Annotated in this window: 22 protein-coding genes; 14 read left to right on the top strand and 8 right to left on the bottom strand. The window is 58.8% G+C overall.

The genetic code is table 11. From position 1 onward, the window contains the following. Positions 1–157: 157 nt before the first annotated feature. Positions 158–1,750: a 2,3-bisphosphoglycerate-independent phosphoglycerate mutase gene (gpmI, locus tag ACVWZU_RS06170; protein ID WP_457443905.1), complete on the top strand. Its 1,593-nt coding sequence runs from the start codon at positions 158–160 to the stop codon at positions 1,748–1,750. 13 nt (positions 1,751–1,763) lie between these two features. Here the strand turns inward: gpmI and ACVWZU_RS06165 are convergent, their stop codons facing one another. Next, positions 1,764–2,078, bottom strand: a complete 315-nt coding sequence (locus ACVWZU_RS06165) for a DUF7734 family protein (protein ID WP_414330481.1) — start codon at positions 2,076–2,078, stop codon at positions 1,764–1,766. Continuing rightward, positions 2,075–2,662 carry a DUF3177 family protein gene (locus ACVWZU_RS06160; protein ID WP_457443903.1) on the bottom strand — a complete coding sequence of 196 codons (588 nt, stop codon included), beginning with the start codon at positions 2,660–2,662 and terminating at the stop codon, positions 2,075–2,077. The genes ACVWZU_RS06165 and ACVWZU_RS06160 overlap by 4 nt, the downstream gene beginning before the upstream one ends. Positions 2,663–3,191: 529 nt before the next feature. On the opposite strand from ACVWZU_RS06160, the gene ACVWZU_RS06155 reads away from it, so the two are divergent. The 8 genes from ACVWZU_RS06155 to ACVWZU_RS06120 all read left to right on the top strand — a co-directional run bounded on the left by ACVWZU_RS06155 (position 3,192) and on the right by ACVWZU_RS06120 (position 9,117). Beyond that, positions 3,192–3,584 (top strand): hypothetical protein, encoded by a 393-nt coding sequence (locus ACVWZU_RS06155; protein ID WP_011434224.1) that lies wholly within the window; start codon positions 3,192–3,194, stop codon positions 3,582–3,584. Between the two features lie 5 nt (positions 3,585–3,589). Then, the gene (atpB, locus tag ACVWZU_RS06150; RefSeq protein ID WP_457443901.1) at positions 3,590–4,336 is read left to right on the top strand and encodes a F0F1 ATP synthase subunit A; all 747 of its coding nucleotides are present in this window, start codon (positions 3,590–3,592) and stop codon (positions 4,334–4,336) included. 221 nt (positions 4,337–4,557) lie between these two features. Next, positions 4,558–4,803 (top strand): ATP synthase F0 subunit C, encoded by a 246-nt coding sequence (gene atpE / locus ACVWZU_RS06145; protein WP_235280127.1) that lies wholly within the window; start codon positions 4,558–4,560, stop codon positions 4,801–4,803. A 102-nt stretch (positions 4,804–4,905) separates the two neighbouring features. Beyond that, a complete protein-coding gene (locus tag ACVWZU_RS06140) occupies positions 4,906–5,379 on the top strand; it encodes a F0F1 ATP synthase subunit B' (RefSeq protein ID WP_414349846.1) in 474 nt (157 codons plus the stop codon). Positions 5,380–5,414: 35 nt separating this feature from the next. Then, positions 5,415–5,978 carry a F0F1 ATP synthase subunit B gene (locus tag ACVWZU_RS06135; RefSeq protein WP_414424088.1) on the top strand — a complete coding sequence of 188 codons (564 nt, stop codon included), beginning with the start codon at positions 5,415–5,417 and terminating at the stop codon, positions 5,976–5,978. A 20-nt stretch (positions 5,979–5,998) separates the two neighbouring features. Beyond that, positions 5,999–6,547, top strand: coding sequence for an ATP synthase F1 subunit delta (gene atpH / locus ACVWZU_RS06130; protein WP_011434219.1), 549 nt, complete (start codon positions 5,999–6,001; stop codon positions 6,545–6,547). Positions 6,548–6,590: 43 nt separating this feature from the next. Then, positions 6,591–8,111, top strand: a complete 1,521-nt coding sequence (gene atpA / locus ACVWZU_RS06125; protein WP_414357040.1) for a F0F1 ATP synthase subunit alpha — start codon at positions 6,591–6,593, stop codon at positions 8,109–8,111. Positions 8,112–8,172: 61 nt separating this feature from the next. Next, positions 8,173–9,117 carry a F0F1 ATP synthase subunit gamma gene (locus ACVWZU_RS06120; protein ID WP_414330493.1) on the top strand — a complete coding sequence of 315 codons (945 nt, stop codon included), beginning with the start codon at positions 8,173–8,175 and terminating at the stop codon, positions 9,115–9,117. Positions 9,118–9,122: 5 nt separating this feature from the next. Here the strand turns inward: ACVWZU_RS06120 and ACVWZU_RS06115 are convergent, their stop codons facing one another. From ACVWZU_RS06115 to ACVWZU_RS06105, 3 genes are all read right to left on the bottom strand, one after another. After that, entirely contained in the window at positions 9,123–10,823 is a 1,701-nt protein-coding gene (locus ACVWZU_RS06115) for an ABC transporter permease (RefSeq protein WP_457443898.1), read from the bottom strand. 93 nt (positions 10,824–10,916) lie between these two features. Further along, positions 10,917–11,282, bottom strand: coding sequence for a hypothetical protein (locus tag ACVWZU_RS06110; RefSeq protein ID WP_457443896.1), 366 nt, complete (start codon positions 11,280–11,282; stop codon positions 10,917–10,919). Between the two features lie 173 nt (positions 11,283–11,455). Then, the gene (locus ACVWZU_RS06105; RefSeq protein WP_457443894.1) at positions 11,456–12,502 is read right to left on the bottom strand and encodes a Fe(3+) ABC transporter substrate-binding protein; all 1,047 of its coding nucleotides are present in this window, start codon (positions 12,500–12,502) and stop codon (positions 11,456–11,458) included. A gap of 457 nt (positions 12,503–12,959) precedes the next feature. Here ACVWZU_RS06105 and ACVWZU_RS06100 point away from each other — a divergent pair, with 457 nt between their 5' ends. Then, a complete protein-coding gene (locus ACVWZU_RS06100) occupies positions 12,960–15,140 on the top strand; it encodes an NAD-binding protein (RefSeq protein WP_457443892.1) in 2,181 nt (726 codons plus the stop codon). Positions 15,141–15,215: 75 nt separating this feature from the next. On the opposite strand, the gene ACVWZU_RS06095 is transcribed toward ACVWZU_RS06100, so the two are convergent. The 3 genes from ACVWZU_RS06095 to accD form a co-directional block, all read right to left on the bottom strand. Continuing rightward, positions 15,216–15,920, bottom strand: coding sequence for a class I SAM-dependent methyltransferase (locus tag ACVWZU_RS06095; RefSeq protein WP_414407702.1), 705 nt, complete (start codon positions 15,918–15,920; stop codon positions 15,216–15,218). Between the two features lie 101 nt (positions 15,921–16,021). Then, entirely contained in the window at positions 16,022–16,417 is a 396-nt protein-coding gene (locus tag ACVWZU_RS06090) for an STAS domain-containing protein (protein WP_238376804.1), read from the bottom strand. 239 nt (positions 16,418–16,656) lie between these two features. Further along, positions 16,657–17,601, bottom strand: a complete 945-nt coding sequence (accD, locus tag ACVWZU_RS06085) for an acetyl-CoA carboxylase, carboxyltransferase subunit beta (RefSeq protein WP_457443890.1) — start codon at positions 17,599–17,601, stop codon at positions 16,657–16,659. Between the two features lie 124 nt (positions 17,602–17,725). Between accD and ACVWZU_RS06080 the strand changes: the two genes are divergently transcribed. From ACVWZU_RS06080 to ACVWZU_RS06065, 4 genes are all read left to right on the top strand, one after another. Further along, positions 17,726–18,592 (top strand): tRNA (5-methylaminomethyl-2-thiouridine)(34)-methyltransferase MnmD, encoded by an 867-nt coding sequence (locus ACVWZU_RS06080; protein ID WP_457443888.1) that lies wholly within the window; start codon positions 17,726–17,728, stop codon positions 18,590–18,592. Between the two features lie 154 nt (positions 18,593–18,746). Next, positions 18,747–19,379 (top strand): hemerythrin domain-containing protein, encoded by a 633-nt coding sequence (locus ACVWZU_RS06075; protein WP_457443886.1) that lies wholly within the window; start codon positions 18,747–18,749, stop codon positions 19,377–19,379. A gap of 71 nt (positions 19,380–19,450) precedes the next feature. Further along, positions 19,451–19,639, top strand: coding sequence for a DUF4089 domain-containing protein (locus tag ACVWZU_RS06070; RefSeq protein WP_414427682.1), 189 nt, complete (start codon positions 19,451–19,453; stop codon positions 19,637–19,639). After that, on the top strand, positions 19,636–21,036 hold the full coding sequence (locus tag ACVWZU_RS06065; protein ID WP_457443884.1) for an AtzE family amidohydrolase: 1,401 nt from the start codon (positions 19,636–19,638) through the stop codon (positions 21,034–21,036). Before ACVWZU_RS06070 ends, ACVWZU_RS06065 begins: the two co-directional genes overlap by 4 nt. The last annotated feature ends 250 nt before the right edge of the window (positions 21,037–21,286 follow it).

Below are 21,286 nucleotides of genomic sequence, written 5' to 3'. Positions count from 1 at the left end.
AGGAGTTGGCTCTAAAGACTCCATCCTGCCTGTGCAGGCACTTCCTTATCCTCTCAAAAGAAGATTGATAATACTGAAATCTTGAGCGCAAATGTAAGATCCGGTATCGTGTTGCCTGGGCTGGTATTATGTCTTAAATAAAACGAGAGGCCATTTCATGGATTCGCAATCGGTAGCACCTGTGGTTTTGGTGATCCTGGATGGCTGGGGTTATCGGGATGCTCTCGATGGCAACGCGGTGCTGGCTGCGGAAACCCCTGTCCTGGATAGCCTTTGGGCTGCCTATCCCCACACCCTGCTGCAAGCTTCGGGTCGGGCCGTGGGCCTGCCGGCAGGACAGATGGGCAACTCTGAAGTCGGGCACCTGACCTTGGGGGCAGGGCGGGTGGTGCCGCAGGAATTGGTGCGCATCAGCGACGCGATAGAGACAGGATCCCTTTTCCAGGATCCCTTGTTGATGCAAGTTTGTCGCCAGCTCAGAGAGCGAGGGGGCCGTTTTCACTTCGTTGGCCTTTGCTCCGAGGGGGGGGTTCACTCCCACATCGACCATCTCTATGGGTTGCTCAAGCTGGCGGCCCAGGCTGAGATTCCGGCTTATGTCCACGCCATCACCGATGGCCGCGACACCTTGCCCCGCGATGGTGCCAGGGTTCTGGCCGCCCTGGAAAAAGAGCTGCAATGGCTGGGCAATGGCGTCATCGCCACCCTGAGCGGACGCTACTACGCCATGGATCGGGATCGCCGTTGGGAGCGCACCCAAAAAGCCTACGAGATCATGACCCAAGACGGCCCTGGCTGTGGACAAAGCGCCGCCGAGGTGATGGAAGCTTTCTATGCCCAGGATCTCACAGACGAGTTCATCCCGCCCACCCGCCTGGCTCCGGGGGCTGTGCAGCCGGGAGATGCGGTGCTTTTCTTCAACTTCCGCCCAGATCGCGCCCGCCAACTTACCCAAGCCTTTGTCTGCCCAGATTTCTCAGGCTTTCAGCGCCCCTTGCTGCCGGATCTCACCTTCATCACCATGACTCAGTACGAGGCGGAGCTGCCGGTGCAGGTGCTGTTCAAGCCCCAGAACCTGGATCACCTGCTGGGCCAAGTGGTGAGCGAGGCCGGCCTCAAGCAATTGCGCATTGCTGAGACGGAAAAATACGCCCATGTCACCTACTTCTTCAACGGCGGCATCGAGCAGCCCTTCCCCGGCGAAGATCGCATCCTGGTGCAAAGCCCGCTGGTGACCACCTACGACCAGGCGCCGGAGATGTCGGCAGTGGAAGTGACCGACAAGGCGATAGAGGCCATCGCCCGCCGCGAATACGGCCTGGTGGTGCTCAACTATGCCAATCCCGACATGGTGGGCCACACCGGCAACTACGAAGCCACCATCCGCGCTTTGGAGACGGTGGATCGCTGTTTGGGCCGGCTGCTGGCGGCAGTGGTAGATGCGGGAGGCACTACTTTGATCCTGGGGGATCATGGCAATGCAGAGCTGATGTGGGATGAGAACGGCAACCCCTGGACGGCCCACACCACCAACCCCGTTCCCTGCATTCTGGTGGAGGGGGAAAGGCGCAAAATCCCCGGCTGTGGCGGCGATGTCAAGTTGCGCTCCAACGGCACTTTGGCTGATGTGGCCCCCACCCTGCTGGAGATCTTGGGCCTGCCTCAACCTCCCGAAATGACAGGACGCTCGCTTTTGCAGCCGGCAGAATACACCATCCTCCAGCGGCAACCCAGTCCTGTGGGGCGCTAGATCCAGGGATCCCTTACTCCGTCACTGGGATCCCTTCTTGGGCCAGCCATGCTGTTAGCTCTCCCCAGTTGCGATAGACAGCCAGAACCCGTGAGCGATCGGGGTGATAGGGGGCAGCCAAGCGCTCCAACTGCAAAAAGCGGGCCTGGGGAGGGATCACCGCCGCTTCGGGATCGGGGGGAGTGGGTCGGCGCAAGGAGCTGCTGTAGCCGCGGTAGATCAGCACCAGATCAGACTCTCCCTCGCTTTCCACCTCCACCCGCAGCACCTCTTGCGGGTGGTCTTGGCTATAGCGCTCCAAGGCCAAGGGCCAAGGCAGGGCCCTCATGCTTCCAGTTCCCCCTTATCAGTTCCGGGTCGCAGCCGCCAGACGAAATAGACGCTGTAAAGCAAGTAGGCCACCAGCCCCCAGGCCCCCACGCTCCCCAGCAGCTCCGGCGATACATTGGGATGGAAGATCTCCCGAAACCCCAGCGGTGGCCCAAACCAAGCCCGGCACTCCTCTGGCAGAGAAGTGCGGAAAGCACAGGGCACAAAGGCCCCCGAAAAGAGGATCCCGGCCCCCATATAACCAGTCAGGCCCCACCGCCAGAGCAAAAAGGCTCGCGCCGCCCAGGTTCTCGACTGCTCGAGAGCAGCACTCCAATCCCGCCAAAACCAAAGACAAACCAAGATCAACAGCCGCGCCATTGCTCCACTGAGAAAGCTGACGGGCAGGCCCCCAATCATCAGGTACACCGTCACCGCCAAGAGGCTCGATACCCGCCAATAAACGATCAATAGCTGAATCAAGGGCCGCAACCCCACCGCAAAAGCCCAAATCAGCAGCAGCAATGGCATCACCACCGTCAGCGCCACTGCCAAGCGGTAGTCCAGCCAGATTGCATCCACCAGCCAACTCTGGGGAGTCATCCTCACCCTCTGCCACTCCTGCCCCTTAGTATATGAAACCTGGGGGATCCAGGACGGGACACAGAGAGTTACGGAATGTTAACGCCTGCTGACCATCCCCAGCAAAACTTTACACCAGACAGCTTTCAGAAAGTTTTCCATTTTGCCGCTACCGATCCCCGAAAGTGGTAGATTCTTAGCTAGCTCCTCAGAGGAGTATCCCTGTCGTTCGGAAGGCCAGCTGCCTGTCTGAGCGACCAGCGGAGTCTCCTTCAGACCTTGGCCCAACTTAATCTCATTAAGTATTGTTACTTAATCGTGTTATCTTGGGTTAAGGTCAAACCTTGAGAGGCATGACCTCGAAACCATGGCCCGTTCTTCCAGACTCCTCTCTCACAGTTCTACCCGTTGGAAGGCGACCCAGTGGAAGCCCAGACCACTGCCTCCCTTGGAGAATGCACCTCCTTCTCCGAAGCGGGAGGAAGAGACAGGGGATCCAGTTGCGTCAGAGCCACCCCTTGCCCTGGGGAAGCCCGATTTGGCGAGGAAGGTGAAGGGTGGAGCTAGGGGGGCAGCAGTTGCTGGCAGCGGGAGCTATGAAGCGCTGCAGCTGTGGCTGGTGCTGGTTACCTTGGGGGTAAGTCTGGCCATTGCCGTGGGAGTGGCCCTGGTTTACTCTCTGGGGGTAGCTGCCAACTACTTGCTGGGGGCGGTTGTTGGCGTGGTTTATCTGCGCATGCTGGGCCGCGGCGTAGCGGAGCTGGGCAAAAGCCGCAACCGTTTGGGGGTGACGCGTTTGGCTCTGTTTGTCGGGCTGATCGTTTTAGCCACTCAGGTGAAGTCTTTACAGATATTGCCCATTTTCCTGGGGTTCATGACCTACAAGGTCACCCTGCTCATTCATCTTGTCCAGACCTTGACCCGTTCATCTTCTTCTGTGTGATGCCCATGAACCTGTCCTTCTCCTCTCCTCCTCTTTTGGCAGAACTCGAGGTCGGCCATCACCTTTACTGGCACCTGGGCAAATTCACGGTTCACGGGCAGGTTTTGATCGCCAGCTGGATCGCCATTGCCCTGATCTTGACGGTGGTTATCTTGGGCACCCGTCAACTGCAGCGGGAGCCGGCTGGTCTGCAAAACTTTGTCGAGTATGCCCTGGAATTTGTGCAGAGCATTGCCCGTGCCCAGATTGGCGAGAAAAACTTCCGGCCCTGGGTACCCTATGTCGGCACCTTGTTCCTGTTCATCTTCGTCTCCAACTGGATGGGCAACCTCTTCCCCTGGAAGTTAATTCCCCTGCCGGAAGGGGAGTTGGCCTCCCCCACCAACGACATCAACACCACTGCCGGGTTGGCGCTGCTCACCAGCATCATGTATTTCGTGGCCGGCATCAGCAAGCGGGGGCTGTCTTACTTCAAAAAATACATTGAGCCTACCCCGATTCTGCTGCCCATCAATGTTTTGGAAGATTTCACCAAGCCCCTCTCCCTGAGTTTCCGTCTGTTCGGCAACATCCTGGCAGAAGAGCTGGTGATAGCGGTGTTGGTGTTGCTGGTGCCTCTGTTTATCCCAGTGCCGGTGATGATTTTGTTTCTGTTTACGGGGGCAATTCAGGCTTTGATCTTCTCAACCCTCTCGGCAGCTTACATTGGAGAGGCGCTGGAAGGTCATGGAGGAGGGGATCACCGTGATTGAGGCCGCTGTTCGGTCGATCCACCTTGGCCCTTTTCGGGAAAATCATCTCAAGGGGGTCAGCGCAAGGGATCCCTTCTTTTGGTAAGGTTTGTTGGGGCTGACAGATTGGTTCTGAAAGCCGCCGACAAGGGAGTGATTTGAGGCTGTAGTGTATCAGACCCGATCACCTCTGAAGCTCAAGAGACGTTGTTGTTGTGTCAATCACCAAGGAGCATCTCACTATGGATCCGTTAACCTCTGCTGCTTCTGTTCTAGCTGCTGCTCTGGCCATTGGTCTGGGATCCCTGGGTCCTGGGATCGGACAGGGGAACGCCGCTGCTGCTGCGATGGAAGGGGTGGCCCGCCAACCGGAGGCGGAAGACAAGATCCGCGGCAACCTGCTGGTTAGCCTGGCCTTCATGGAAGCTCTGACCATCTACGGCTTGGTGGTGGCTTTGGTGCTCTTGTTTGCCAACCCCTTCGCCTAGTGTCCTACGGGGGCGGGCCGCAGCGATGGCCGAGGTGAGCCATATCCGCCCCCCAACCCGGCCTGACGGTAGACCTAAGTTTCTGTTGGGGTCATAACACCCATGCTCTTCCAAACTCTATTGGCTGTTGAAGCGGCTGAAAAAGGTGGTCTTTTCGATCTGGATGCCACCCTGCCCCTGATTGCCATTCAGTTTTTGCTGTTGGTGGCAGTGCTCAACTCCCTCTTCTATGAGCCGGTTACGCGGGCTATCGACAGCCGCAGCGACTACATCCGCACCACTCAAGCGGAAGCCCAAGAGCGGTTGGACAAGGCGGTGTCGTTGACCCGACAGTATGAGTCTGAGATCAGCCAGGCCCGCTTGCAAGCCCAGCAGGTGATCGCTGAGGCAGAGGCTGCAGCTGCTCGCATTCGTTCCGAGAAACTGGCTGCTGTGCAGGCAGAGATCCAGCAGAAGCTGGAGGCGGCGCGGCTACAGGTCGAGCAAGAGAAGCAGGCAGCCCTCGAACAGCTGCAGCAGCAGGTGGATGCCATTGCCGCCCAGATTACCCAGAAACTGTTGGGCAGTGCTCGTTAGATCGCTGGTTGGAAGTACTTTTGGAGGAGCTTGCGATGCCTGTGTGGAGTTGGGTGGCCGGTTGGATCTTGGCTGTGGCCGAGACCACGGAGCTACTCCCAGAAGCCAAGGCAGGAGAGGGGGATCTCTTGGCCAAGATTCTCGAGAGCAACCTGATCAACATCGCGATCATTCTCACCTTGCTGTTTATCTTGGGTCGCAAAGTGGTGGGAGAAGCCCTGGCCAAGCGGCGGGAGGGGATCCTAGAAGAACTGCGGCAAGCGGAGCAGCGCAAACAGGAAGCCATCGAGAGGCTGGCGGAGGAGCAGCAAAAGCTGGCCCAGGCTCAGCAGGAGGCTGAACGTATCCGCAAGCAGGCGGAAGCCAACGCCGAAGCCCGTCGGCAAGAGTTGTTGGAGCAGGCGGAGCGGGAAGTGGAGCGGCTGCGGGCCAATGCTGAGAAAGAGTTGTCCAGCGAGCAGGAGCGGATTCTTCAAGAGTTGCGTCGGCAGATCGTTCGCCAAGCCTTGAGCAAGGTGGAGCAGGAGTTGCCGCAGCACCTCAACGAAGAGGTTCACCGCAGCTTGATCGAGAGAGGGATCCAAATGATTGCCCGCTAGCTCTCAAGGAGGAGAAAGGTATGATCAGCAGCACAATGGCCGAGAAGGTGGTGGATCCCTATGCCGAGGCTCTCATTGCTCTTGGGTCAGGCCAGGGATTGCTGGACACTTTTGCCGCCGATATGCGCTTTATTGCCGAGGTTTTGCGGGCTACGCCGGAGCTGGGCCAGTTTCTCGCCAACCCGGTGATCAAGGCCGAGGCCAAAAAGAACCTGCTGCAGCAAGTATTTGCCGATCAGATCCACCCTCTGCTGCTGAATGCGCTGAAGTTGTTGACCGACCGCCGCCGTATCATGTTTCTCGGGACTGTTTGCCGGCGCTTTTTGGATCTGCAGCGGAAGCTCCAGAACATCGTCCTGGCCGAGGTGACGACGGCGATACCCTTGACGGAAGCTCAGCAGCAGTCAATTCGCGAGCGGGTGATGGACTTCACCCAGGCCAGCGGTGTGGAGTTGCAAGCCACTCAGGATCCGGAGCTGCTGGGAGGGGTGGTCATCAAGATTGGATCCCAGGTGATCGACCTCAGCTTGCGTGGACAGTTGCGCCGGCTGGCCTTGCAGTTGGCCTAAGTTGGTTTTTGAGGATCCCTTCCCATTACTTGAGAGGACTGCTATGCCTACCATTCGCCCAGACGAGATTAGCACCATCATCAAACAGCAGATTGAGCAGTACAACCAGGAGATGCAGGTCTCCAATGTGGGGACAGTTCTGCAGGTGGGGGATGGCATTGCCCGCATCTACGGTTTGGATAAGGTGATGGCCAGCGAGCTGCTGGAATTTGAGGATGGCACCACCGGTATTGCCCTCAACCTGGAAGAAGACAACATCGGTGCCGTGCTGATCGGCTCCGGGCGGAATATCCAAGAGGGATCCACCGTCAAATCCACGGGCAAGATTGCCAGCATCCCGGTGGGGGAAGCCCTCTTGGGCCGCGTGGTGGATCCCCTGTGCAACCCCCTCGACGGCAAAGGCCCGATCCAGTGTACGGAGTCTCGCCTGATCGAATCTCCGGCACCTGGCATTGTCGATCGCCGCTCTGTGTACGAGCCCCTGCAAACCGGCATTACCGCCATCGATGCCCTGATCCCCATCGGGCGGGGGCAGCGGGAACTGATCATCGGCGACCGCCAAACCGGCAAGACCACCGTTGCTGTGGACACAATCCTGAACCAAAAAGGGCAGGATGTGATCTGCATTTACGTGGCCATTGGTCAGAAGCAGAGCACCATCGCCCAGGTGGTGGGCATCCTGACCGAGCGAGGGGCTATGGACTACAGCATTGTGGTGGCTGCCGGCGCCGATAGCCCGGCCCCGTTGCAGTGGCTGGCCCCCTACTGTGGCGCCACCATTGCTGAATACTTCATGTACCAGGGCAAACACACCCTGGTGGTCTATGACGACCTCTCCAAGCAGGCGGTGGCTTATCGGCAAATGTCGCTGCTGCTGCGCCGTCCACCCGGTCGGGAAGCCTATCCTGGGGATGTGTTCTACCTGCACTCGCGGCTATTGGAGCGAGCCGCCAAGCTGAGCAGCCAACTGGGAGAGGGATCCATGACGGCGCTGCCAATCGTGGAAACCCAGGCCAATGACGTGTCGGCCTACATTCCCACCAATGTTATCTCCATCACCGATGGGCAGATCTTCTTGGAATCGGATCTGTTCAACGCTGGCATCCGCCCGGCCATCAACGTCGGGATTTCCGTCAGCCGCGTCGGCTCGGCAGCTCAGACCAAGGCGATGAAAAAGGTGGCTGGCTCCATCAAGGTGGAACTGGCCCAATTTCGGGATCTGGAGGCCTTTGCCCAATTTGCCTCTGACCTGGATGAAGCTACCCAAAAGCAACTGGCCCGCGGCCAACGGCTGCAGGAGTTGCTGAAGCAGCCACAGTACTCTCCCCTGTCTCTGGATCAGCAGGTGGCCATTATCTATGCGGGGACGCGAGGCTATTTGGATGACATTCCGGTGGAGAAGGTCTCCAGCTTCAAACAGGGCCTTTTGGCTTACCTGGGCACCACCCATCCCAAGTATGGCGAGATCGTCCTCTCCACCAAGCAACTCACCGACGAGGCAGAAGAAATCTTGAAAACGGCCATCACAGAGTTCAAGCAGAGCTTCGTGGCCAAGGCGGCCTAGGGTGACGCGGATCTCTCCTGGCCCGGATCCCTGTCGACCACCAAAATAGAGGGAGTAGGTTATGGCAAACCTCAAGCGCATCCGCGATCGCATCAAGGCGGTGAAAAACACCCGCAAAATTACCGAGGCCATGCGGCTGGTGGCAGCAGCTCGGGTGCGGCGCGCCCAAGAGCAAGTGATGGCCACCCGTCCCTTTGCCGACCGACTGGCCCAGGTTTTCTATCGGCTGCAAACTCGGCTGCGGCTGGAAGATGTCAACTTGCCTCTGCTGAAGCAGCGCCCCATCCAGACGGTGGGGCTGTTGGTGGTGGCCGGGGATCGGGGCTTGTGCGGAGCCTACAACGCCAACGTGATTAAGCGCACCGAGGAGCGGGTTCGCGAGCTGCAGGAGACAGGGCAGCAGGTGCAGCTTTACCTGGTGGGCCGCAAGGCGGTGCAGTATTTCCAGCGGCGCTCCGCTCCCATCGCCAAGACCTACGTGAATTTGTCGCAGATCCCCACGGCGGCTGAGGCTGCCCAGATTGGGGATCAGCTCCTCTCGGCCTTCTTGTCGGAGAAGGTGGACAAGGTAGAGCTGCTCTATACCCGCTTTGTCTCTTTGATCAGCTCCCGTCCGGTGGTGCAATCCCTGTTGCCCCTCGATCCGTCGCGGTTGGCCACTCAAGACGATGAAATTTTTCGTCTTTTGGTGCGGGGCGGAGAGTTTACTGTCGAGCGCAGCAAAGTCATCGCAGCGGTCTCGGCCCCACCTCAGGACATGATCTTTGAGCAGGATCCCGTGCAGATTTTGGATGCACTGCTGCCGCTGTACCTGAACAACCAGTTGCTACGGGCCTTGCAGGAGGCGGCGGCCAGCGAATTGGCAGCTCGCATGACGGCCATGAACAACGCCAGCGACAATGCCAGCGAGCTCATTCGCACGCTGGGTCTTGCCTACAACAAAGCTCGCCAGGCGGCTATTACCCAGGAGATCCTGGAGGTGGTGGCCGGAGCAGAAGCCCTGTAGACTTCTCAGAGGGGATTCCCTGAGGAGCCGAGGTTGCGTTGTCGCGCCATCTGGGAGTTGAGCAGAATCACCGGCAAAATCCCCACTAAGACAATGGCCAAAGCCGGTGCCCCTGCCTCTGCGAGACGCTCATCGGCTGCCAAGCGGTAGGTTTGCACCGCCAAGGTGTCGAAGTTGAAGGGCCGCAGCACCATCGTGGCCGGCAGCTCCTTCATCACATCCACAAATACCAGCAACATAGCCCCCAAGAGGCCACCCCTCATCAAGGGCAAATGCACCTGCCACAGGGTGCCCAGGGATCCCTGCCCCAGGCTGCGGGCTGCCTCATCCAAACTGGGGGGAATGCGCAGCAGCGTGGCCTCGACGGTGGCCAAAGCCACGGCCAAAAACCGCACCAGGTAGCCGAACACCAAAGCCGTGAGGGTGCCACTGATCACCAGGCCAGGTGGCTGTTGCAGCACCACCTGCCGCAGGTAGCTCAGCAGTTGATCCAACCACCCTAGGGGAATCAGAACCCCCACTGCAATCACCACCCCAGGCAGCGCATAGCCCAGAGAAGACAACTGCACTGCCAGCCGCAGGCCCCACGGGGATCCCGCCCGTCCTAGCCCCTGCATGCGCAGCCCGTAAAGCACCACCACCGACACGGAAACGGCAATGACAGCCGTGATGGTGGATAGCAGAAAGCTGTTCTGGGCGTAGCTCCAAAAGCGGCGACCCAACTCCCCCTGCCGCAGGGTCATGTGGAGCAGAATCAAGGCCGGCACGACGAAGCCCAGCCCAATCGGGATCCCACAGGCCAGCCAAGCCCCCACCGCCCGGATCCCTTGTAGGCGGTAACGGGTTGGGGTGGGTTTGAACCCTTGGCGATAGTAGCGCGCCCGCCGGCGGGAGACCTGCTCCATCGTTATCAGCAGCAACACCAGCAGCAACAGCAGCGCCGAAAGCTGAGCCGCCGCCACCGGATTGCCCAGGGCCGTCCAGGTGCGGTAGATGCCGGTTGTAAAGGTATCTACCCCGAAATAGCTGACGGTGCCGAAATCGTTGAGGGTTTCCATCAAGGCCAGCAGACAGCCGGCCACGATCCCCGGTCGGGCCAGCGGCAAAGCCACCTTGAAAAAGCTGGCCCAAGGCCCGTAGCCCAAGGAGCGGCTTACCTCTAAGCAGGCCACCGATTGCTCCTGAAAGGCCAGCCGGGCCGAGAGGTAAACATAGGGATAGAGGGTGAGGATCAGCAGCAGGATCGCCCCCCACAACGAGCGAATGTTAGGGAACCAGTAGTCGCCGATCCCCCAACCTGTTACCCGCCGCAGCCAGATCTGGAAACCGCCGGTTACCTGCAAAAAATCGGTGTAGGCGTAGGCCAACACATAGGTGGGGGCCGCCAGGGGCAGCACCAACATCCACTCCAGCCAGGCCCGCCCCCAAAACTGACACATGGTCACCAGCCAGGCAGTGCCACTGCCCACCAGGATGACCCCCGCCGCCACCCCTGCCATCATCACCAGGCTATTGCGCACATAAAGCCCCAAGACCGTATCGGCCAGGTGCTCCCAAACCTGCCGCTCGTCCGCAAAAAGGCTGAGCAACACCGTAAGGACAGGAACGAGAATGAGACCGCTGAGGGTCAGAGTCAGAAGCGCCCAGCCGTTCAGAGGAAAGAAGCCACTTCCCGGCAGAGATTTGCTCAACAACTTCAACCTCATCTCTTTGTCCATCTCAACAGGCGGGAGCTACCTCTTGAGCAACTCCTGGGGAAGAAAAGGGGATCCTCCAGGGCTCCCCAACCAAGTTTTCTCTCAAAACAAGCTCTTGGGCAGCTTAACGAAATAAACGATGTTCTCGTCTTGCTTGTTACCAAGGTAAGGCATAGTTTTTTCTTGAACCGCGCCCTTTTCCAAGACGATGCCAAAGTCGTCGTCGTTAACTATCGCTAGGGTAGTTGAGTTGAGAATGGCCAACCCCTCGGGCTTGTCGTGGGGATAATTGGGGATCGACATAATGTCAAATACTTCTTCTTTGTTTTCTGTGTTCAAAAGCAGATCCCGCTTTGGAACAGGAGCCTTTTCGGGAAGGTTTTCAATTGCCTTTGCCGGGCTATTGGTGTAGAAAGAAGTTAAAGAAAGCAGGAGCAAGAACAAGCCTGCTGTTCGCAGTTGTTTCATTTGGCAAACCTCCAGAAGCTTTTGAAAAAGAAAGACAGGACGCCTGAGCGGCCTCGAACGGAAGCAACGCCGTCCTAGAGTATCGACGCTTGGCCAAGAACCGTCGAGCTGCTTAACGTTCACGGCGTCAAGCAATGAAAGGCTGCACTCAGGGCCTGTCCTGGAGGCCTGATCTACTTCCAACCGGCCCGATCCATTACCTTTAGGGCATCAGGGGTGACGCGGCCAATGCTGGCGGCGTTGATCGTATCTTCCTTAAAGGTGCCAAAGCTGGCCACCAACGAGTCGATCTCAGCCCCGGGCAGTACCGGGTACTCATTGTTGCTCTGGGCAAAAATGGCCTGCGCCTCTGGCCCGGAGAGAAACTCCAAAAATTGGATGGCCGCGTCTTTGTTGGGAGCTGTTTTCAGAATGCCGGCCCCGCTGATGTTGACGTGGGTGCCACGATCCTGCTGGTTGGGGAAGAAGACGCCGATTTTCTCGGCTACGGCGCGCTCTTCTGGATTGTCGGATTTGATCAAACGCGGCAAATAGTAGGTGTTGGCCAAAGCCACGTCTCCCACCCCGGCGGCCACGGCCTTGATCTGATCTATGTCTCCCCCTTCCGGCGGACGGGCAAAGTTGGCCACCAAGCCCCGGGCCCATTGCTCCGTTTCCGGGATCCCGTGGGCCAAGATGATCGAAGCCGTCAAGGATTGGCTGTAAACGTTGCTGGAGGAGCGGGTGAGCACCTTGCCCCGCCATTTGGGGTTTGCCAAGTCCTCATAGGTGGACAACTCCTTGGGATCCACCTTGTCTTTGTTGTACATGATCACCCGCGCCCGCTTGGTGAGGCCAAACCAGTACCCCTCTGGATCCCGCAGAGACTCGGGAATATTTTTGGAGAGCGTCTCCGACTGGATGGGTTGAAACCAGCCCTCGTTCTGAGCGCGCCACAACCGGGCAACATCCACCGTCATGAAGATGTCGGCGGGGCTGTTGGATCCCTCGCTGCGGATGCGCTCGATGATCTCATCGGCTTTGCCCTGCACCCAATTCACGGTAATGCCCGTTTTCTGCTGGAAAAGTTCGTACAATTTCTCGTCTGTGCTGTAGTGTCGCGAGGTGTAGAGGTTCACTTCCCGATTGGCGCCATGGGCCGGACGCAGAAGAGACCCTGCTGCCAGAGCCGCAGAACCTAGCGTGGCTCCACTGACAAATTGCCGTCGCGATAAGCGCATACCCAACTCCTAAGTTCAAAAACATCTCAAGAGACACAGCTCCACCGGCCAGGCTCTCTCTGAGAAAGCACCGGAAAGCCAAGCCCAAAGGACAAAGACAGTCCCCGCAAGCCTCACTCTGTTGGCTCTTATCTTGGGCCAACCTTATTGAGACTTTTATTCAAGAACTTTGCCTTGAGGCAATGATAGGAGATCTCAAGTACCAGGTCAAGCTCTTGGGAGTTGTTCTCACTTCTCACCCTTTGGGATGAAACTGGGTGGCTTCCCCTTGTCCTCGACAGCGCCTGAGATGGCCAGCAACGCAGCCGGTCTTGTTGAGCAACGGGTCTCTACCCAGGGCTTTGCGGTCAGCGGTATTGACAGCACTCGCGAAAGCTGAAGAGGCTTCGGGTATAAAGGGAGCAGGGTAGATGACAGAGCTATGGTGAGCTCCCTTTCGAGATCGCCTCATGCACAGGTGCAAGAGAATAGCAGGGATCCAGGTGTCTCTATCCTGGTCTGCGGCTACAACGATTTGGTGGAGCTCACTCTCCAAGCCCTAGAAGCTTTTGGACATCGCGCTGTAGTAGTTGCTCCCGATCTGCCCCCTCATTTGGAAGAGCAGTGGCAATACCTACAGGCGGATCCCCGCCAGCCGGGGGTGTTGCAGCGGGCTGGGATCGAGCGGATTAGGGTGGCGCTGCTCCTGGAGGACAGCGACCAAGCCAACTTTGAGCTGGCTTTGCTGATTCGAGATCTCAACCCACAGGTGCGCGTCGTCTCCCGTCTGTTCAACCACAGCCTTGCCCGCTATCTCGACTCGGTTTTGCCGCAGCATTTTTCCCTATCGGTGGCGGCTTTGGCTGCCCCGGCTTTTGCCCTTAAGGCTGTTTCCGACGAATTTGTTGGCTACTTTGAGCTGCCCCAGCTGGAAGCCCAGCCGGCCACGCTTCCGCCAGAGCTGGCAGATCCGGCTTACTTTGTCTCAGACCGAGAGACCACCCTCTGGAACGTGGTAGAGCTGACCATCGGATACAACTCCCGCCTGCTGCATATGCCCCTCTCGGAGCTGGAGGAAACTTTTGGGGCGCGGGTGCTGTTTCATTACCCGGTGGATGGGCTTTCTGACTTTTCCAAACAGCGAGTTTTCGACGACTTTGACCACGAGGCAGAGCTGCTGGAGGGGGATCGCGTTTTGGTCATTTGCGATCCCAGAGCCTACCTGCAACTGTTGGAACGCAACGGGCGACGGGGCTCCTCACGGGCACAGCGCTGGGCCAGCGGCCAGATGCAGGACAAGCGACAACAACGGCAAGGCAGGTCGTTGGGGCGGGGATCCCTTGGGTCTTGGCTGCGCAGAGGAGTGCAGGGACTCCTACAGGTCAAGCCCATCGTGCGCACCCTCACCTTCACCTTGGGGGCCATGCTGGTGCTGGGGGTGATCAACTTCAGGATGATCGGCAAACCCCTCATCGATGGGCTTTTGCTGACGATCGTGGTGCTGACAGGGGGCTACGGGGATATTGAGGCTTTTCAACAGCCGGAAACACCGCTGGGGGTGAAGGTGCTGGCGGTGATGATGACCTTGGTGGGGGCTGCCCTGGTGGGGTTGATTTACGGCTTGGTGACCGACAAATTGGTGAGCAGTCGCTTTGGCTTGGGTCGGGCTGCCCGTATGCCCAAAGAGGATCATGTGGTGATCGCAGGGTTGGGGCGGCTGAGCTATTTGGTGCTGCAGTTGTTGCGGCAGATGGGCTACGAGGTGGTGGTGGTGGATCCCAATAGCGAGAACCCTCTCTTGGAGGCAGCGGAACGGGAGGGAGCGGTGGTGGTTCGTGGGGATTATGCCCTGGCAAGCACGCTGCAGCAGGCTCGCATTCAAGGCAGCCGCTGCCTGATCTGCACCACCCCTGACGATCTCACCAACCTGGAGACGGCCCTGACGGCCCACAGCCTGCAACCGGGGATCCGCACCATTTTGCGGGTTACCGATCCCAAATTGGCGGCTCGCATGCAGCGCCACATGCAGACCCTGGGGATCAGCTACAGTGCTACCGGGTTGGGGGCACGGGCTTTTGCCACAGCAGCACTGGTGGGATCCGTCTACGGCACCCTGGCTTGGCAGGGGGAAACTCTGCTGGTGACGCTGCTGGAGGTCTCGGCCGATTGCCACTACCTGGGGCTATCCTTGCACCAACTGGCCCAGGATTATGACCTGGTGATCTTGCTGCATCGCTCCCGACCGGGGAAACCCTGTGTTTTTCCCAAGATCTGGCAAAAAGAGGGCAAGACCCCGTTGAAAGAAGGCGATCAACTCTATGTGATGGGAACGGTGGGATCCCTGATTCGCCTGACCCAAGGACGCCCTCTGCCCCCAGAGCTGTATCAGGTGCGCCTCCTAGAGTATCGCAACCCCTATTTTGAAGAGGAGATCCTCTCGGCTTTATCGTTCTACGCACGCCTGCCCAAAACGGCCCTGAAACCCCTATTGGGCTGTCTGCCGGCGGTGGTGAGCCCACCCCTTCCCCGCGACAAGGCAATCAAGTTAGCCCGCCAACTGCGCAAGATGAGCACTGAAGTGCAGGTGTTTGCCCAGGCGCAGCCTGCCCATTGGATCCCTGCAGCCATGAACGAAAACAGCGAGAGTAATCTGAATTGATTTGGACACTGTTCTGTTTATTGGTCTATTCTGCACTCCGTAGTCCAAAACATCTCGTTATGGGCAGTTGGACATTCAGGAGATAGGCTTTTCGGCTGCAAGTCGCACAAAGCGATTTTGGTTGTAGAGCTGCTGAGCCACCACTGCGAAACCCACCTTCTCCAGCAACCACACCAGGTCTTCGGCGCTGAAGCGATTGTGCTCGTAGAAGTGGGTAAACTGATCCAGCAGCGTTTCCAAAGGCGTGTCCGACTGGAAGAGTTGGGCCTCTGTATCGGCATCGAAGTAGAGGCTGAGCGGGGCGCGCACCCAATCCACCAGCAAAAATCGCCCCCCCGGCTTGAGTAGACGCAACACCTCCTGCAACAAGCGCAAGGGCTGCACCATCTCGTGCAACACCACCACTGCCTGAGCTGCATCGATGCTGTTGGCCGCAAGCGGCAAGTGAGGGTCGTGCAGGTCGGCCTGCAGCAGCTGGATTCCAGGGATCCCCTTCAAATCTGCCGCCGCTCGCTCCAACATGTAGGGCATCACATCCACCCCGATGAAGTGTCCTCCGGGATAGCGTTGCGCCCACTGACCCAGAGCAAACCCCGGCCCGGTTCCCAGATCCAACAAGCGCGGTGCAGGAGGCAGACAGGGCTCGATGTGCATCTGCCAGAACTGCCAAAACGCCTCGTTAAAGCGCCCAGGAGCTGTTGCCAGCATGCGCTCGCAGAAGCTGGGGCCACGGTGGTGCTGGTAGAGAAGCTGAAAGGTATCGAGGCCGGTCTGGGGCATGGCTGAAGATTGTTGAGAAAATTGCTAGAGGGATCACCAGAATTCGCTGATGGGCTGAAAAGAGCATCGGGGGATCCCCAAAAGTAAGGCCTAATGTCGGCCTAACGAGCCGTGGGAGCGCTGGAAAAGTTGGCGATGCCGGTCTCCAGGTCGCTAAAGCAGGTCAATACCTTTTCCATAGAGGTGAGGTTGAGGACGAGGGCCACATTTTCCGGCACGCAACAGAGGCTGAGGTTGCCCCCGGCAGCACGGCACTTGCGCAAAGCAGAGATCAACACCCCCAGCCCAGAGCTGTCCATAAAAGTGACCGATGACATGTCGATCAACATATTGGTGTAACCGAAATCTAAAACCTGCTGGAGCAATTGCCGAACTTCTGAGGCGGCCTTGGCGTCAAAACGACCTTCCAGGGGCACAATTGCCAGTTTTTGCCCTTGCGGAGTTTCAGCAGTACGGATGCGCAGCTTGAAATCCATCGTTTCCAGTGAAGACCTCATGCCCCACCTTAACACCATCCGCTACCGCCCACCAGGAAATCTTGTGAAGATCCCCAGGGACAGCGCGGCTCCCTCCAAAAACATCTGCCCTCTCGCCCCCAGCTCCTCTCCCAACAAGCCAGAGGGAAGCCGTGTAAACCCATGAAGTAAGAGCCGCCCCAGAGCTTAGCAGGAACTCCATCCCCCGCAGGGAAGGGATCCGGCCTCGGCCACAAATTCCGCATCTTAGGCGGATCTACCTACAGCATAGGTTGCAGGGTTAAAGCCTCCGAGTCTATGGAGGGAAGGGACACATGCAAACGGGGGCGGTGCATAGAGAGCAACTGGGCCAGCCGCTTGCGCAGCTCAGTGCGGGGCACAATCGCGTCGATGAGCCCTTGGGCCAGCAGGTACTCGGCGGTTTGGAAGCCTTCTGGCAGCTTGCCCTTGCCAATGGTTTGCTCGATTACATTCGGCCCGGCAAACCCCACCTGCGCGCCCGGCTCGGCCAGGATCAAATCTCCCAGCATGGCAAAGCTGGCAGTTACCCCGCCATAGGTGGGATGGGTGAGCACGGAGATGAACAATTGTCCGGCGTCGCGGTGCCTTTGTAGGGCGGCTGAGGTTTTGGCCATCTGCATGAGGCTGAGGATCCCTTCCTGCATGCGGGCCCCCCCCGAAGCCGAAAACAGGATCAAGGGCAGGTGATCGCAGGTGGCCCGTTCCGTGAGGCGGGCGATCTTCTCTCCCACCACCGAGCCCATGCTGCCGCCCATGAAGCGAAAGTCCATCACTCCAATCGCCACCGGGATCCCTTCCAGACTCCCCAGCCCTGTGGCGATGGCATCCTTGAGCTGAGTGCGCTCCTGATAAGAGGCCAGGCGCTCGGAGTAGGGCTTTTGGTCGAAAAAGTGTAGGGGATCCGTGGGAGCCAGGTGTTCGTCCAGGGGCTGCCAGGATCCGGGATCCAAAAGCTGTTCCAGCCGCTCTGGAGCTGTAATGCGATGGTGATGCCCACAGCTAGGGCAGACTTGCCAGTTTTGCTGCAGATCCTTGGTGTAGGTCAGAGTGTCACAGGCAGGACACTTTTGCCAGAGGCCGTCGGCAATCTCTCTTACCTGACGCTCTTTGTCGAAGGGGCTGCTACCTGTCAGGTTTAGAGAGGTTTGTCTGCGCCGTTCCGCAAACCAATCCAGTAAAGACATAGCCGTTGAAACACCTTTTCTGGCCAGGGATGTTGAGAGCCCTGCCGGTGAGCTGCGAAACACATCTCAACGTTCTCAAGCTATCAAAGAATCGCCCGACTGAAAATAGAGACAACAGCAAGCGATGGAGACTCGGTGGCAGGTGCTGACCACAGGGGATGGATCCCTGACCTTTTTCTCGGAAGAGTTTGGACAGGCTTTTCACAACGTCAGTGGTGCCGCCCAGGAGGCTTTGGAGAAGTTTGTCCGCCCTTGCCGGCTGGATCGGCTGCCTTTGGAACGGGATCCCGCCCAGCCCATTTGCCTTTTGGATATTTGCTTTGGCCTGGGCTACAACTCCGGCCTTGCCCTAGAAACCATTTGGCAAATCCGGCCCGATTGTCTTGTGGAGGTAATCGGCCTGGAGCGATCCCCGGAAGTACCCCGGCAAGCTTGGCAGGCAGGGGTGGGATCCGACTGGAGCTTTGGGCAAGAATGGCAACACTGGATTGAACAGGGATCCTGGCAATCGGAGCGCTGGCGCGGAACGCTGCTGTGGGGCGATGCCCGGCAAACGGTGTTGCAGGTGCCGCTGGGGTGGGCAGATGCGGTGTTTTTGGATCCCTTCTCGCCTTCTGTTTGCCCAGAGCTGTGGACGGTGGATTTCCTGCGGGCCGTGGCTGAACGGATGCGACCAACCGGCATTTTGGCCACCTATTCCTGTGCAGCGGCGGTGCGAGCGGCTCTGTTGGAAGCAGGGCTTTTCATCGGCTCTACCCCCCCGGTAGGTCGTCCTTGGCCGGGGACAGTGGCCTCGCCCCAACCTGACCACCTGCCGCCTCTTTCCCCCATGGAGTGGGAGCACCTGAAAACTCGCGCTGCCGTGCCCTACCGGGATCCCACCTTGAAAGGAGATAGAGCGCAAATCCGTCTGCAACGCCAACGGGAACAGCAGGGATCCCCTTTGGAGCCCACTTCTGCTTGGAAACGCCGCTGGCCTGTGCAAGCCTAGAGAGTGGCGTTGCCGGAGTTCAGATCTGGACAACTTTTCCCAGGATTGCTGCCCGAGTGTATCCAAGACACCTGCGCTATTCCCGTACCCTTACGCAGGCCATCATTTCTTGACAAAGTTAAGCTGAGATGAAACTTCTCTGCTGTCAACTGCCATGTCTTCTGAGGAGTCCCTCCCGCTGACGCGAGCAACCTCTGCCGGTACGCTGGTTGCCCTTTGTGCTGAACAGCACCGCGTCATCCTGCAGTTTTTGACTCGCCTGTCTCGAGCGCCGGAGTTGGATCTGGAGCAGCGACGCCTCTGTGTACAAAGGTTGCGGCAGCGCCTCTCCCGCCACATTCAACTGGAGCGCCATGTTCTCTACCCCCTGCTCAGGTCGGCTCTCCAGGCGGATCCCCACCTCAGCGCCCAAACTGAGCGGCTGGAGCAACATCTGCGGGATCAGATTCCAGAGCTGACGCGCTTTTTGCACCAATCAGAGCGCACCCCGCAGCAGGTGGATCCTTCTGCTGCCCTTCACTTCTATCGGCAATTGCGGGCTCAGTTTGATCAGGAGGAGAAAATCTTGCATCCCCTCTTTGCCCAGCATGTCTCTCCCGCCGCGGAGCAGCAGCAGTTGCGCCTATTCCGCAAACGCCTGCAAGCCAGCGCTGCTTCCAATCGCTCTGCACATAGCCGTCGCGTCGCTCTGGAGGAGCTGGAACGGCAAGCGGTAACCCGTCCTGTCTTGCCCAACGAGCGCTTCTGGTCGCTGCAGGGCAACGCTGTGCAGATGTCCGCTCCCTAGTTGACGACGGTCTTGTTGTTGGAGGCTAGTGGTGGTATTTTTGCTGCAATCGGCTCCCTGACCCCAAAACCATGCAGCCCTGGGATCCCGAAACCTACGTCGATCAAATGGCCCAACTGCTGCAACTGCCCCTGCATCCTCAACACCGAGCAGGGGTGATCGAAAATTTTGCCCGCTTTCTGCCCATTGCTCAACAGGTGCTGGAGTTCCCGTTGCCGCCGATAGTTGAGCCAGATCCCACCTTTGACCCTCAGCCATGACCGGGGATCCCCACCTTCTCGGCAGCGCTGACGCGTTCTCTATTGCCAGGGCTGTCCGCCAGGGATCCGTGAGCGCCCAAGCGGTGGTGGCCGCCTGTCTGGAGCGGATTCGCCGGCGGGATCCCCAGCTCAATGCCTTTACAGCTGTCTTGGAGGAATCGGCCTTACAAGCGGCGGAGCAGGTGGATCGACAGGTGGCTCAAGGGATCCCTGTAGGCCCGTTGGCAGGGGTGCCCTTTGCCGTCAAGAACTTATTTGACGTGGCCGGCCTCACCACCCTGGCTGGCTCGGCGATCAACCGCGAGAATCCCCCGGCCATCCAAGATGCAACGGTGGTGGCTCGTCTCAAGCAGGCAGGGGCAATCTTGGTGGGCACCCTCAATATGGACGAGTATGCCTATGGCTTCGTCACCGAAAACAGCCACTACGGCCCCACCCACAACCCCCACGATCTCAGCCGCAGTGCGGGGGGATCCTCCGGCGGCTCGGCAGCAGCGGTAGCAGGAGGTTTGGTGCCTCTCGCCCTGGGCAGCGACACCAACGGCTCGATTCGGGTACCGGCCTCTTTGTGTGGCGTCTACGGCCTCAAGCCCACCTATGGCCGTCTGTCGCGGGCAGGAGCGGCTCTGTTTGCCGCCAGCTTTGACCACGTGGGCCCCTTGGCCCGTTCGGTGGCCGATATTGCCCTCAGCTTCGATGTCATGCAAGGGCCGGATCCCCAAGATCCCGTCTGTACCCGGCGTCCTGTGGATCCCACCTTTGGGCAGTTGGGGCAGGGGATCGAGGGCTTGCGCATCGCGGTGGCGGATGATTACTTTGCCCGAGGGGCAGAGCCCCCCATCTTGGCCGGGGTAGAAAAGGTGGCCCAAGCCTTGGGGGTCGGCCAGACTGTGCGGATCCCGGAAGCCCAGCGCGCCCGTGCCGCCGCCTTCCTGATCACGGCTGCCGAGGGAGCCAACCTGCACCTGCCCAACCTGCGAACTCGCCCCCACGACTTTGACCCGGCCACCCGGGATCGCTTTTTGGCCGGAGCCCTGTTGCCTGCCAGTTGGATCTTGCAGGCGCAGCGCTTTCGCCGCTGGTATCGCCAGCAGGTGCAGACCATTTTTCAGGAGATCGATCTGTTCATTGCCCCCACCACCCCCTGCTCTGCCCCCTTGCTCGGCCAAGAGAAGATGGTGATCGATGGGGTAGAGGTTCTCACTCGGCCCAACCTCGGCCTCTACACTCAGCCCCTCTCGTTTATCGGCCTGCCGGTGCTTTCAGTGCCGTTGCGCGAGAGCGGATCCCTGCCCTTTGGCGTACAACTGGTGGCCGCCCCCTATCAAGAAGCCAAACTGCTGCGGGCAGCCGCCTATTTGGAGAAGCTAGGGATCCCCAATGCCCAGCCGGTCTGAGCCATGAAGAGCCCTGCTTTTGCAGCACATCTAGCGCTAGAGCTCGTGGGCATCTTCTCATGAACACTAAATATGTAGATGAACCGGTTGTGTGGTCAAGACAAGATTTCAATTGCTTTTGAGGAGCCGCTTTAGTCTCTGTGTAGCCTGTGGGTAACGTCTGAAGCTGTATTGGGGCAGAATCTTTGGCCTTGGCTCGCAAGAGAGATTGGGGCACCGGATATTAAAGTAAAATTAAGCCCCCAGTTGT

It is taken from the genome of Thermostichus sp. MS-CIW-26 (assembly GCF_054059115.1).
This window is presented reverse-complemented; position numbering and strand designations above follow the sequence as displayed.